This is a genomic window from Glaciimonas sp. PCH181 (genome assembly GCF_003056055.1).
Taxonomy (GTDB): domain Bacteria; phylum Pseudomonadota; class Gammaproteobacteria; order Burkholderiales; family Burkholderiaceae_D; genus Glaciimonas.
The window spans coordinates 162,501-175,251 of record NZ_PYFP01000001.1; the positions used below are offsets into that span (position 1 = coordinate 162,501).

Below are 12,751 nucleotides of genomic sequence, written 5' to 3' on the forward strand. Positions count from 1 at the left end.
TCGATTGATACTTCTGATGTTTCTTCAATGCAAGCTATCATGCCTGCACGGGATTTTGCGATAGTCGCACAAAACCTGAGCAAGCGCGTCGCTGATGCCAGTGGCGAACTAGTGATACTTAACGATATCAATTTTACCGTTCATGCGGGTACTACGTTGGCGATCGTCGGTGCTTCAGGATCTGGTAAATCGACATTGCTAGGCCTGTTAGCCGGTTTGGATACGCCAACCAGCGGCACTGTGAAAATTGATGGTGTCGACATTTTTGCGCTGGATGAAGATGGACGTGCCGGTGTACGCAAGGAAAAGCTCGGCTTCGTATTTCAATCCTTTCAATTACTGAGCCATTTGAATGCTTTAGAAAATGTTATGTTGCCGTTAGAATTGCACGGCAATGTCAATGCCAAAGAAAAAGCGCAGATCATGCTAGGGCGTGTCGGCTTATCAAGTCGCTTGCGCCATTATCCGAAATATTTATCTGGCGGCGAGCAACAGCGGGTTGCGTTAGCGCGCGCTTTTGTGACAGAGCCACCTTTGCTGTTCGCTGATGAGCCGACCGGTAGTCTGGATGCTGCCACTGGCGACGCTGTGATCCAGTTAATGTTCGATCTTAATCAGGAACGTGGTTCGACGTTGGTGTTGGTGACGCATGACACCTCAATAGCGATGCAATGTCGTCAGACTATAACGATTGCTGCCGGGCGCTTGCTGCACCACGGTGACACTTCGCCCAGCGACGCGCACATTTTTTGATCTGTCCTGACGGTAATCGATAACTTTTAGTAATTCACGTAACGGGAAGGAAATATATGGCTGCCTGGCTTCCAGTAGCAAAAGCGATTCTTCCTTACCTCGGCGATATTCTTACCGTTGCCAAGCCTGTTTTTACAAAGCGTAAAGGCAGTAATGAAACTAGCCAGATAGAGATTTTGCAGCAGCAAGTGGCTGAATTGCAAAACGCATCGCTGCAAAACATTCAAGATATCAAGGCACTTGCCGAGCAATTGAAAACTGCAGTACCGGCGCTTGAGCGTACGTTAGTAGCGACCGAAAGACGGTTGCGACTGGCTAATCGTATAGCGTGGTTATCTTTGGCTGTGGCATTGGTGGCATTGGGCTTTGCGATGGCGCTCTTTTTGCGCTAATTTTGTAGTGAGTATTTTTGCGTCACATATAAAGCGCTGCCGACCATCGAAGAAACTAAACGTCAATTACATTCGCAGTTGCGTAAGTCCTTGATGTTGTTTGTCTGCTAGTTTTAGCAGTTGATCTTCAAATAAATTTGGCAGGACCCGGTAAGTACTCGGATGGTTATAGTTGGTGTTGCGTTTAAGAGAATAGTCAAAGTTGACGGAAAATGGTTAAAAGGCGACTAGAAAATGCCTGAAATAAAGGGTTAGTAAAAATATGGATCGTCTCCAGTCAATGCGGGTTTTTTCAAAAGTCGTTGAACAAGGTAGTTTTGTAGGCGCGGCGCAGGCGCTGGCGTTGTCCAATGCGGTTGTCACGCGGCACGTCGCCGAGCTGGAGAATCATCTTGGCACGCGCTTGTTGAATCGATCGACGCGCAGAATGTCGTTGACTGAGACAGGACAGGCCTATCTGGAGCGGGTTCGCAGTATTCTGGCAGAAATTGATGAGGCCGATGCAGTTGCCTCCGCGGTGTCGAAAAAGCCTGCCGGAACCTTGCATATCTATTCCCACATCGGTTTCGGGCAAATGCAGTTGGCGCGTTTGTTGCCACAATATTCGCTGCAATACCCAGACGTCGTGCTGGATGTGACAATGTCTGATCGCACGGTCGATTTGGTAGAAGAAGGTTTTGATGTCGGTATTTTTACTGTCTTCCAGAAGTTCGATGTCAGCATGGTAGCGCGTCAGTTGGGGATCGCCGATGTGCTGTTATGTGCGTCGCCGGAGTACATACTCAAGCATGGCATGCCGTTACTACCGGAAGACCTGCAACAACACGCATGTCTAAATTTTTCTTTGGAGAATTTTCGCCATCATTGGACTTTTCAGTCCCCGGATGGGATGTCCACGGTGCCCATCACTGGCAAAGTCATATCGAATAATGCAGACCTGTTACGCCACTGCGCCCTTGCTGGAATGGGGATCGCCATGCGTAGTTCGTATTCACTTGGCGATGATTTGCGTACAGGCAAACTGATACGTGTATTGCCCGAACATCAGATTAGTAAAATATCTGTGCAAATGGTGTATCCAAGTCGCCGGTTATTGTCGGCCAAGGTGCGTAGCTTTGTCGATTTTATGATGGCGCAGTTTCCGTATCCGGATCGCGATCCCTGGTTGGCTGGCTAACTAATTCGCCGCTTGCTGAAGCCTTAATACCAAATTGCCATTGCTCTGCCATTGTCGGCGTTCTGCGGAGCTATCTGCTTCAATCGCCAGATCGGTCGGACTTTTCTTATGTTGCGCTAAAAATAATCTTTCAGCTAGCCGTAAATCGAGTTCAACCGGCCCCAGAAAAGTCACGATTTTTCCGCGCTGAATCAGCAGGGTAGGAAAGTTGTCAACGTCCAGATCATCCATCAGATCAGCCTGATCCTCAATGTCGATCCAAACGAAGCGCGCCTCGGGATGGCGTAAGGCCAGCGCCGTAAAGTTAGTTTGGTACTCACGGCAACTTCCGCACCATGCCGCGCACAGGCAAGCGACCACCCAGCCGTCTTCAGCCAGAATCTGGGCCAGTTGCGGGCGGTTTTCATTGCTAATAATCAGGACAGGCATGCGCGCATTTTACCGTGACTAGACTTTTTCGTGGGGCTAGTAAAATATTGCAGTTCACTGGTTGTAAATTTGCCCAAGATAAATGATGGCTATCATGGCGCTTGCCCCTATTTTCAGCGAATTTTTGATCAATGTTTGTTTTAAGGCGCTGTTCGTTCGATGAGCGATTTCCAGTAATTTTTTGGCTGCAATGGGATTTTGAGGACACCTCGTGGTGGATTTGTTGAGTCAAGCTTATTTCAGCCGATCAGTTTCTCATGGGAAATACGTGGCGCTTTATACTGTCACGGACTCCTGTTCATTCCGCCTTGCAGCAAAACATTGTTTAACCATCGAATAAGCGTTGATAGAAACTGCGCTTGCACGGGCGGTCGCGGTAAAATAGCGCTTATGCCGATTATTCTTGCCATTGAAACTTCTACAGAACTTGCCTCCGCCGCATTATTGCGCGACGGTCAGGTAATTAGCCGCGAATCCGCTGGTGTTCAAACCCATTCGCAAACTATCCTGCCGATGATACAAAGCCTGCTGGCAGAAGCCGAAGTCAGCCTGGCGCAGTGCGATGCGCTGGCATTCGGTGTGGGTCCGGGTTCATTTACCGGCGTTCGCACTGCCTGCGGGATTGTGCAAGGCTTAGCGTTTGGTGCCGACTTGCCGGTGTTGCCGATAGTGACTCTGGCCGCAATGGCCCAAGCCTGCTATGAAGCGCATGGTGCAAAGGATGTTCTGAGCGTGTTGGATGCGCGTATGGGCGAGGTGTATTGGGCCCAATATCGCTACGTTGGCGATGCGTGGATAGTGATAGTCGAGCCGACGCTTTCGGCGCCAGCATTGGTAGCACCCTCAGGCATTGTTCAGGCCTGTGGTAACGGATTATCAGCTTACGCCGAGCAATTTACTGACGCATCATTTGCGATAAATGCGCAGCCAGCGCTCATGCCGCACGCGCGCCAGATCGCGCAGCTTGGTCTGCAAGCGTTTCAGCAAGGTTTGGGCTTGCCCGCCTCTGAGGCACAACCACTCTATTTACGCAACAAAGTGGCATTTACTACGGCTGAACGCGCCGCCAAGGTGTTGGCATGACATTCAATCTCGACCAACGTGGAGAAAATATGTTGGCGTTGCCACTGTCCTTTCTGCCGATGACAATTGAGGACCTGGACGAAGTAGTCGACATTGAAACCCGCGTGTATTCACATCCATGGACTTACGGTAATTTTGTTGATTCAATCCAGAGTAGCTATCAATGCTGGATTCTCCGCGATGCCAACTATCGTTTGATCGGCTATTTTTTTTCCATGTCGGTGGTCGATGAAGTGCATTTATTAAATATTAGCGTTCATGGCGATTTACATGGGCGTGGTATTGGCAAGTGCATGTTGGACAAGGTAGTCGCGCTGGCGCGAGAGCAAGCTATGACGTCGGTGCTGCTTGAAGTGCGGCCATCAAATCAACGTGCCATCACGATTTATCAGCGTTATGGCTTTATACGGATTGGCATGCGTCCCGCCTACTATCCAGCCGCTGGGGATAGCCGTGAAGATGCCATCGTCATGCGCTTGTCACTATGAATATTTCGACGCGACGAACGACTTTTCTGGAGGAGTGTGGCGTTGGCCCGCTTTGGGTGCGTAGATATGCCGTGCCTTATCAGGAAATAGTGCAAATAGAGTATGCCCCGCTAGAAACTGTTGCGCCATTGGTGCCTGTTGTGGCGACCGTTGAGCCGATCACGCCAACGGTAGTAACGCCGGTCCTTTCTCAAATTCCAGCGGTCGACGATATGATGACCGCTTGGGACAATGCACCATCGTCTGTGCCCGCAGTGATTGTTGCTGCGCCTAAGCTAGATCTGCATAACGCTGCTGCCGATGCCGTGGCATTAAAAGCGAATATCGCTACGATGGATTGGCGCCAGCTTAAAGCGGCAGTGGCCGAATGCACGCAGTGCGGCTTATGCCATGGTCGCGAACATACTGTTTTTGGGGTTGGCGACGAAAGCGCTAAATGGCTATTTATTGGTGAAGGCCCAGGGCGCGAAGAAGATCGACAGGGCGAACCTTTTGTCGGGCCTGCTGGTAAGCTGCTTGATAATATGCTTGCGTCGGTCGGCGTCAAGCGTGGCGAAAATGCCTACATTGCCAATATCGTTAAATGTCGGTCTACGGATGACAATGGCCGGGACCGTACGCCATCGGCAGAAGAGGTGGCCGCTTGCCTGCCGTATTTACAGCGCCAAATTGCACTCATCCAGCCGACGGTATTGGTGGCATTAGGTAAAACCGCCGCCTTGTCGCTATTAGCGCTCGATCCGACGACGCCGGTTTCTACATTGCGCGGAACGGTGCATCGCTATGCCGGATTACCGCTGGTGGTGACGTATCATCCGGCCTACTTACTCCGTAAACCATCAGAAAAAGCCAAGGCGTGGGATGACTTATGCCTGGCACTGAGGTGTTATGCACCCGCCGCCGAATAATGCGTCTAGCTCTTCCGCGCTAGCATCGTCAAGTCAGGCGGGTGCTTTTCAGGTCCAATTTCATCAGCGCTGGAATCATCTTAATGACCCGCATGTAAGAGCGCTTGCGTGGCTGCTGGATGCGCCCGATTTACTAGATATCCATGCAGCGCAATGGCAAGGCAAGATCGCACATATCGCTGGTACCGATGATGGCGATGGACATCATCAAACTGCCAGATGGCTGCAAGCGCTGGAGTGTGAGCCGGAAAAGCGCCTTGCCTTGCATACTTTCATCGGCACGTTGTCATCAACGCGCCTCGGTTTATATGCCGAAAAGCTGATGGCATTTTACTTTCAACAACATCATCTGTTGGTGGCGCACGGTTTGCAGGTCAGGACCGACAAGGGCAGCACACTCGGTGAGTTTGATTTTCTATTGCAGCAGGCCGCCGGACTTGTACATTGGGAGTTTGCGACTAAATTTTATTTGCTGGAAATGCGCGGTGCTGAGCCAGTGGCAGATGATTTTGTCGGGCCCAATTTGTCGGATTCACTAGGCCAAAAAATTAACAAAATTCTTCATCGCCAATTAATCCTCGGCCAACATCCTGTTGCTCAAAGTTATTTGAACGCACCAGTAGTCTCGGCGCGCGCATTGGTGAAGGGATGGCTGTTCTATCCGGATCAGGATTTTGTTGTTCCCGGCGCGCTTGGTGTCTCAGGGCAGCATTGCCGTGGCTATTGGTCTGCATTGTCACTTTTGATGATCGATGACACTGCGCGCTATCTGATTTTGCCGAGACTGCGCTGGTTAGCCCCGGCAAAGGCTGCACGCAAAGATACGCTAAATGCGGCTGAAACGCGGGATGCTTTGGAAGCACATTTTAGTCATGATCGGTCGCCACTCTTATTGGTTACACTGCGACCAAGCGGGGGTGATGAGCTGGAGACTACGCGAGGATTTGTTGTGCCAGACGATTGGGCTACACGCGCCGCAGAGAAGCGCAGACTAGCAACGATTAAGGTAGATAAAGAAGTCTGATCAGCCGGTGGGATGCAAAAATCTGGCCAGCTAAGAACAATCTTCCCTTCCTCAATGCTTTTGCTCACCAATTAATGCCAGCGAATCGTGTTCTTTTTGATTGGCAGCATGTTTGCGCATCACTAAAAACATCGTACCCGCTACGAACAGGCCAAACATGATGATGACGAAATTGACGTTCACGTCTAGTTTTACCAGCAGTGCGTAGAGCACTAGCATAGTCAGTACCGATAAATTTTCATTGTAATTTTGTACTGCGATTGAGTGGCCCGCACTCATCAGGACATGGCCCCGATGCTGAAGTAGCGCGTTCATCGGAACCACAAAATAGCCAGCCAAAGCGCCGATCAGTACCAGCAAGGGGTAGGCTACCCAAATTGAATGGACTAACGTCATCGACATGACGACTAAACCCATCACAATACCCATCGGCATCACTGACAGCGACTTCTTCAATGGCACGATGCGCGCCGCTGTAATCGATCCAATAGCCACGCCAACGGCGACGACGCCTTGCAGAATGGCGGCCTTGTCGAGCGGCATATGGAGTGATTTTTCAGCCCATTTCAATACAATAAATTGGAGAGTTGCCCCTGCACCCCAAAATAGCGTTGTGACTGCGAGAGAGATTTGTCCTAGCTTGTCTTTCCACAAAATGGCATTGCATTTTGCAAAATCGGCTACAAGTTTGATTGGATTGCGTTCTTGGTGGGGATAGCGGACACCCGTATCAGGGATTTTTAGATTGAATATGGCGGCGATTATATACAGTATGGCGATAACGCTTAACGCTGCCTGGGTGGGAGTATTCGGACTCCAGTTCAGCACCGGCACATGCAGCGTTAACAGCACAGAAGAGACATGCGGGTTGACTAGTGAGCCGCCCATTACGGTGCCAAGAATAATGGATGAGACCGTCAAACCCTCGATCCAGCCATTCGCGGCGACGAGTTTTTCAGGGGGTAATAGTTCAGTCAGAATGCCGTATTTTGCAGGGGAATATGCCGCAGCGCCGAAGCCCACCATCGCGTAAGACAGCAACGGGTGAATACTGAAGAACATCATCACGCAACCCAAAATCTTAATTAAGTTGGTGCAGAACATAACGCGGCCTTTTGGCAGCGAATCGGCGAACGCGCCGACAAAAGGTGCTAAAAGCACGTAAGACAAGACAAAAAACAGTTTGAGTAATGGCGTCATCCAGGTCGGCGACGACATTTCTATCAATAATGCAATCGCCCCAATAAGCAGGGCGTTATCAGCCAACGACGAAAAAAATTGCGCCGCCATAATGGTATAAAAACCGCGATTCATCCGCATCTTGAACAGTAACTCAATGTCTCCGGCCTGCTTTATACCATGAAAATATCGCTAACCCAAATTTATGGCGCGCTGCATTTCAAATCGCTGTGCGTAAGGTGCGGCCAATGCTTTCAGACTGATTGGGCATGCGTAATTTAATGGCACTTGATCGGATTTTGTTGCGCTTGAATGGGATTCGGCGATTCGCGTTGGCGTCGCATCCGGTAAAATACCAACTCATTCCAACTATCTGCTAAAGCTATTCTTATGCCAAGGCCAATCATCGCCACCATTGATATTTCCGCTCTTCAACATAACCTGCAAGTTGCGAAAGCGCGTGCGCCAAATGCTAAAGTCTGGGCAGTATTAAAGGCTAATGCTTACGGCCATGGCTTGGAGCGCGGGCTGCGCGGCTTTGCCGCCGCGGATGGTCTGGCGTTGGTCGAGCCGGATTATGCCCTGCGGTTGCGTGAACTCGGCTGGGAAAAACCAATTTTGCTATTAGAAGGATTTTTTGACACTGCCGATCTGGATGCGGTCATCGCGGCTCAGCTTGAAACGGCGGTGCACTGTGGTGAGCAGATTGATTTGCTTGAACAAATTTTGCCATCCCAGCCGCGTTCTTTTAAGTTAAACGTGCACCTTAAAATGAACAGCGGCATGAATCGTCTTGGTTTTCCGCCAGAAGCCTTTCGCGCTGCTTATACGCGCTTGCGTGCGTTGCCAGAGATTGGCAATATCACGTTAATGACCCATCTTGCCAATGCTGACGATGCGCAAAATCCCGGGTTGCCGCTGCAAGAACAAATGGCGCGTTTTGAGAAGGGCGTTGCCGGCCTGCCCGGTGAGCGTAGCACTGCCAATTCTGCCGTTGATCTAATGCATCCGGAGTTACGTTCGGATTGGGTGCGGCCGGGTATCATGCTCTACGGGGCTACGCCGGGCGGTCAGACTGCTGAATCATTCGGATTGCGCCCGGCAATGACATTGACCAGCGAGATTATTGGTATTCAAAAAATCGCCACCGGTGAAGCCATTGGTTACGGTAGCCGTTTTGTTGCCCAGGAGCCGATGGTTATCGGCGTAGTCGCTTGCGGATATGCTGACGGTTACCCGCGTCATGCACCAACCGGCACACCAGTGGTGGTCGATGGCGTGCGCACAGGTACTGTAGGGCGAGTCTCAATGGATATGTTTTCGGTTGATTTGACCCACATTCCGAACGTACGGGTTGGTAGTAAGGTCTTGCTGTGGGGAGATGGCCTGTCTGTCGATGACGTAGCGCATGCGGCGGGGACGATCGGTTACGAGTTGTTATGCGCAGTTGCGCCACGGGTAAAAATGGTCGAAATCTGATATTTAGTTTGGCATTGACGCGGCGCATAACGCTGCGTCAATGTTTTTGCACTTATTTGGTTATGCCGTAAGCAACGGTCAATGTTGTTAATTTTTGATGGAAACGAATCCGATACTGATGGCCAAAGCAAAAACCAATTACACCTGCACTGAATGTGGCGGCGTTGCCAATAAATGGACAGGACAATGTCCGGCTTGCGGTCAATGGAACACACTGGTAGAAACTATCGTTGATGTAGGTGGTGGCAATCGCTTCTCAAATCAGCATCAGGGATTGGCGCAAACGGCACCGGTAGTCAGCTTGTCGGAAATCGACGCGATTGATGTGCCACGCTTTGGCACCGGCATCGAAGAGTTCGATCGGGTACTCGGCGGCGGATTAGTGGCAGGCGGCGTGGTGCTGATTGGTGGCGATCCCGGTATCGGTAAATCCACCCTGTTATTGCAAGCACTGGCGAATCTATCCCGCGTCAAAAAAGTGTTGTACGTCAGTGGTGAAGAATCTGGCGCGCAAATCGCCATGCGCGGTAAGCGCCTGGCGGTAGATGCCAAAGACTTGAAGCTGCAAGCCGAAATTCAGCTAGAAAAAATTCTTAATACCTTGGTCGAGCATAAACCAGAAGTCGTGGTCATCGATTCCATTCAAACGGTCTATTCCGACGCTTTGTCTTCTGCTCCCGGATCTGTTGCGCAAGTGCGCGAATGCGCTGCGCAATTGACGCGTGTCGCCAAGCAATCGGGCATCACGATGATTCTGGTCGGCCATGTCACCAAAGAGGGCGCGTTAGCCGGACCGCGGGTTTTGGAGCATATCGTCGATACGGTGTTGTACTTTGAGGGCGATACGCATTCCAGTTTTCGTCTGGTGCGCGCCGTCAAAAATCGCTTTGGTGCCGTTAATGAGTTGGGCGTGTTTGCCATGACAGAAAAAGGCCTGAAGGGCGTGTCTAATCCTTCTGCCTTATTTTTATCGCAGCATGATGTTGCGGTCGCCGGTTCATGTGTGATGGTGACGCAAGAAGGTACGCGGCCCTTGTTGGTAGAAATTCAGGCGTTGGTCGATGCGTCGCATGCGCCAAATGCGCGTCGTTTGTCGGTCGGTCTGGATCAAAATCGTCTCGCGATGTTGCTGGCCGTCTTGCATCGGCATGCAGGCATTGCAGCGTTTGATCAGGATGTCTTTATTAACGCTGTCGGCGGCGTAAAAATTACCGAGCCTGCGGCTGATTTGGCAGTATTGTTAGCGATCAATTCGTCGATGCGTAACAAACCATTGCCGCGCGGATTAGTGGTGTTTGGCGAGGTGGGGTTAGCGGGCGAAATTCGACCAGCACCGCGTGGTCAGGAGCGTCTGCGTGAAGCCGCAAAATTAGGCTTTTCCATTGCGGTAATTCCTAAATCAAATGTGCCGAAACAAAAAATTGAAGGTTTAACCGTGATCGGTGTCGAGCGGATTGATGATGCGCTCAATAAAATACGCGACGCCGGTGAATAGCGCTGATGCATCGGCGCGCAAAGTCTTAACGTAAGTCAACGTCAAAGGAATAAACATGAAAACCAAAGCAGCTGTTGCCTGGAAAGCCGGACAACCATTGACGATAGAAGAAGTCGAGCTTGGCGGTCCGCGCGAAGGCGAAGTGTTGGTCGAAATCAAGGCCACCGGCATTTGCCATACCGATTACTACACGTTGTCTGGCGCTGATCCAGAGGGCATCTTTCCAGCTATTCTGGGTCATGAAGGCGCAGGGATCGTCGTGGACGTCGGGCCGGGTGTTAAAAGTCTGAAGAAGGATGATCACGTCATTCCGCTCTATACCCCAGAGTGTCGCGAATGCAAATTTTGTCTATCGAAAAAAACCAATTTATGCCAGTCGATCCGCTCCACGCAGGGACGAGGATTAATGCCCGATGCGACGAGTCGTTTCTCGATTGATGGCAAGCCTATTTTTCACTATATGGGCACGTCTACATTCTCCAACTACATCGTAGTGCCGGAAATTGCCTTAGCCAAAATTCGTAAAGACGCGCCATTCGATAAAGTTTGCTACATCGGTTGCGGCGTGACTACCGGCGTCGGTGCCGTCTTGTTTACGGCCAAAGTAGAAGCTGGTGCGAACGTGGTGGTGTTTGGTCTTGGCGGCATTGGTCTGAACGTAATTCAGGCCGCACGCATGGTCGGCGCAGACAAAATTATCGGCGTCGATTTGAACCCGGCGCGTGAGGCGATGGCTAGAAAATTTGGGATGACGCACTTTATCAATCCAAGCAAAGTAGAAAACGTGGTGGATGCGATTATCGGTCTGACCGACGGCGGGGCGGATTACAGTTTTGAGTGTATCGGTAACGTCAATACCATGCGGCAGGCGCTGGAATGCTGCCATAAAGGATGGGGTCAATCTATCGTGATCGGGGTCGCGGCGGCGGGCCAGGAAATTAGTACACGGCCATTTCAGCTAGTCACCGGGCGGGTCTGGAAAGGCTCTGCATTTGGCGGTGCGCGTGGCAGAACCGATGTTCCGAAAATTGTCGACTGGTACATGGAAGGCAAATTGAACATCGACGATCTGATCACGCACAAATTGCCGTTAGAGCGGATTAACGAAGGTTTCGATTTGATGAAGAGCGGCGAATCAATTCGTTCAGTGGTGGAGTTCTAAGGTCATGACGATTGAGTGCATCAGCGAACATGGCTGCTTTGGTGGCAAGCAAGGATTTTATCGGCATGTTTCGAAAGAAATCGGTTTGCCGATGCAGTTCTCGGTGTTTCAACCGCCGCAGGCAAGCGCCGGGCCAGTGCCAGTATTATTTTTTCTGGCAGGTTTGACTTGCACTGAGGAAACTTTCATGATCAAAGCGGGTGCCCAACGCTATGCTGCGGCGCACGGCATCATGCTGATAACGCCGGATACCAGTCCGCGTAACACGGGTATTGATGGGGTTGCAGATCGTTGGGATTTCGGGAATGGTGCAGGCTTTTATCTCGATGCTACGCAAAGTCCGTGGTCTACGCATTTTCGGATGTATTCGTATCTGGTGCATGAACTACGCCAAACGATCTTAAGTGCATTCCCAGCAAACGCTGATCGCATCGGCATATTCGGTCATTCGATGGGCGGCCACGGCGCATTGACGCTGGCATTGCGCAACCCGGACATTTATCGTTCGGTCTCAGCTTTTGCGCCGATTGCAGCGCCAAGCCAATGCCCGTGGGGACAAAAAGCGTTTGGTCAATATCTGGGTGTGGATCAGTCTGACTGGCAGCAGTACGATGCCACTGCGCTGATGGAAAAATCGCGCGCACCATTTCCCCAAGGTATTTTGATCGATCAGGGTTTAAGCGATCAATTTCTTGCTGCAGAACTACTGCCGGAAAAGTTCGAAGCAGCGTGCCAGCAAGCCGGACAACCGCTAACATTACGTCGCCATGCTGGCTACGATCACGGCTATTATTTTATTTCGACGTTTATGGAAGATCATCTGGCGTTTCATAGCCAAATTTTGCACGCTTAAGCGACTAAATTATCCAGACGTGACGCCGCTGGGGTTTTCCTTGAGTTTTAACCATGTCCTCTCGTATTTCCAGGAAATACTATCGCAGGGAACAAACGGACAAACTGTCAGGATAACTTTATCTTAGGTGCTCTAAAAGTATAAAAAAGCCACAGTTCATCTTCAATTTCAATCGTTTTTCTCACAACTCTTTGGTTCGAAGGATAATGCCAGCCCAGACGTTAATTCAGGCTGCGCATTACCTGCATCAATGCGGATTCGGGCAAGAATATTAGTTGTGTATTTAATACTGAAGAATAAAAAACAGACACACCACGAACCAACGATAA

General features: G+C 50.6%; 13 protein-coding genes. 11 read left to right on the plus strand and 2 right to left on the minus strand.

Features of this window, described 5'->3' with window-relative positions:
• Positions 1 to 27: 27 nt before the first annotated feature.
• From C7W93_RS00730 to C7W93_RS00740, 3 genes are all read left to right on the plus strand, one after another.
• Positions 28 to 753 carry an ABC transporter ATP-binding protein gene (locus tag C7W93_RS00730; protein WP_108440395.1) on the plus strand — a complete coding sequence of 242 codons (726 nt, stop codon included), beginning with the start codon at positions 28 to 30 and terminating at the stop codon, positions 751 to 753.
• Positions 754 to 809: 56 nt separating this feature from the next.
• Positions 810 to 1,145 (plus strand): hypothetical protein, encoded by a 336-nt coding sequence (locus C7W93_RS00735; protein WP_108438311.1) that lies wholly within the window; start codon positions 810 to 812, stop codon positions 1,143 to 1,145.
• 262 nt (positions 1,146 to 1,407) lie between these two features.
• Positions 1,408 to 2,322, plus strand: coding sequence for a LysR family transcriptional regulator (locus C7W93_RS00740; protein ID WP_108438312.1), 915 nt, complete (start codon positions 1,408 to 1,410; stop codon positions 2,320 to 2,322).
• On the opposite strand, the gene C7W93_RS00745 is transcribed toward C7W93_RS00740, so the two are convergent.
• A complete protein-coding gene (locus tag C7W93_RS00745; protein WP_108438313.1) occupies positions 2,323 to 2,751 on the minus strand; it encodes a thioredoxin family protein in 429 nt (142 codons plus the stop codon).
• Positions 2,752 to 3,141: 390 nt separating this feature from the next.
• On the opposite strand from C7W93_RS00745, the gene tsaB reads away from it, so the two are divergent.
• The 4 genes from tsaB to C7W93_RS00765 are packed head-to-tail and all read left to right on the plus strand — an operon-like array spanning position 3,142 to position 6,254.
• The gene (tsaB, locus tag C7W93_RS00750) at positions 3,142 to 3,834 is read left to right on the plus strand and encodes a tRNA (adenosine(37)-N6)-threonylcarbamoyltransferase complex dimerization subunit type 1 TsaB (RefSeq protein ID WP_108438314.1); all 693 of its coding nucleotides are present in this window, start codon (positions 3,142 to 3,144) and stop codon (positions 3,832 to 3,834) included.
• Positions 3,831 to 4,322 (plus strand): ribosomal protein S18-alanine N-acetyltransferase, encoded by a 492-nt coding sequence (rimI, locus tag C7W93_RS00755; protein WP_225869716.1) that lies wholly within the window; start codon positions 3,831 to 3,833, stop codon positions 4,320 to 4,322. The genes tsaB and rimI overlap by 4 nt, the downstream gene beginning before the upstream one ends.
• Positions 4,319 to 5,230 carry a uracil-DNA glycosylase family protein gene (locus tag C7W93_RS00760; protein WP_108438315.1) on the plus strand — a complete coding sequence of 304 codons (912 nt, stop codon included), beginning with the start codon at positions 4,319 to 4,321 and terminating at the stop codon, positions 5,228 to 5,230. The genes rimI and C7W93_RS00760 overlap by 4 nt, the downstream gene beginning before the upstream one ends.
• Positions 5,211 to 6,254 carry a DUF1853 family protein gene (locus C7W93_RS00765; RefSeq protein WP_108438316.1) on the plus strand — a complete coding sequence of 348 codons (1,044 nt, stop codon included), beginning with the start codon at positions 5,211 to 5,213 and terminating at the stop codon, positions 6,252 to 6,254. The genes C7W93_RS00760 and C7W93_RS00765 overlap by 20 nt, the downstream gene beginning before the upstream one ends.
• Positions 6,255 to 6,305: 51 nt before the next feature.
• On the opposite strand, the gene lplT is transcribed toward C7W93_RS00765, so the two are convergent.
• The gene (lplT, locus tag C7W93_RS00770) at positions 6,306 to 7,568 is read right to left on the minus strand and encodes a lysophospholipid transporter LplT (protein ID WP_108438317.1); all 1,263 of its coding nucleotides are present in this window, start codon (positions 7,566 to 7,568) and stop codon (positions 6,306 to 6,308) included.
• Between the two features lie 255 nt (positions 7,569 to 7,823).
• Between lplT and alr the strand changes: the two genes are divergently transcribed.
• From alr to fghA, 4 genes are all read left to right on the plus strand, one after another.
• Entirely contained in the window at positions 7,824 to 8,912 is a 1,089-nt protein-coding gene (alr, locus tag C7W93_RS00775; RefSeq protein ID WP_108438318.1) for an alanine racemase, read from the plus strand.
• Between the two features lie 118 nt (positions 8,913 to 9,030).
• The gene (gene radA / locus C7W93_RS00780) at positions 9,031 to 10,407 is read left to right on the plus strand and encodes a DNA repair protein RadA (RefSeq protein ID WP_108440397.1); all 1,377 of its coding nucleotides are present in this window, start codon (positions 9,031 to 9,033) and stop codon (positions 10,405 to 10,407) included.
• Positions 10,408 to 10,462: 55 nt separating this feature from the next.
• Positions 10,463 to 11,569, plus strand: coding sequence for an S-(hydroxymethyl)glutathione dehydrogenase/class III alcohol dehydrogenase (locus C7W93_RS00785; RefSeq protein ID WP_108438319.1), 1,107 nt, complete (start codon positions 10,463 to 10,465; stop codon positions 11,567 to 11,569).
• Positions 11,570 to 11,573: 4 nt separating this feature from the next.
• Complete coding sequence (gene fghA, locus C7W93_RS00790; protein ID WP_108438320.1) at positions 11,574 to 12,422, plus strand: S-formylglutathione hydrolase; 849 nt, start codon at positions 11,574 to 11,576, stop codon at positions 12,420 to 12,422.
• Positions 12,423 to 12,751 lie beyond the last annotated feature (329 nt).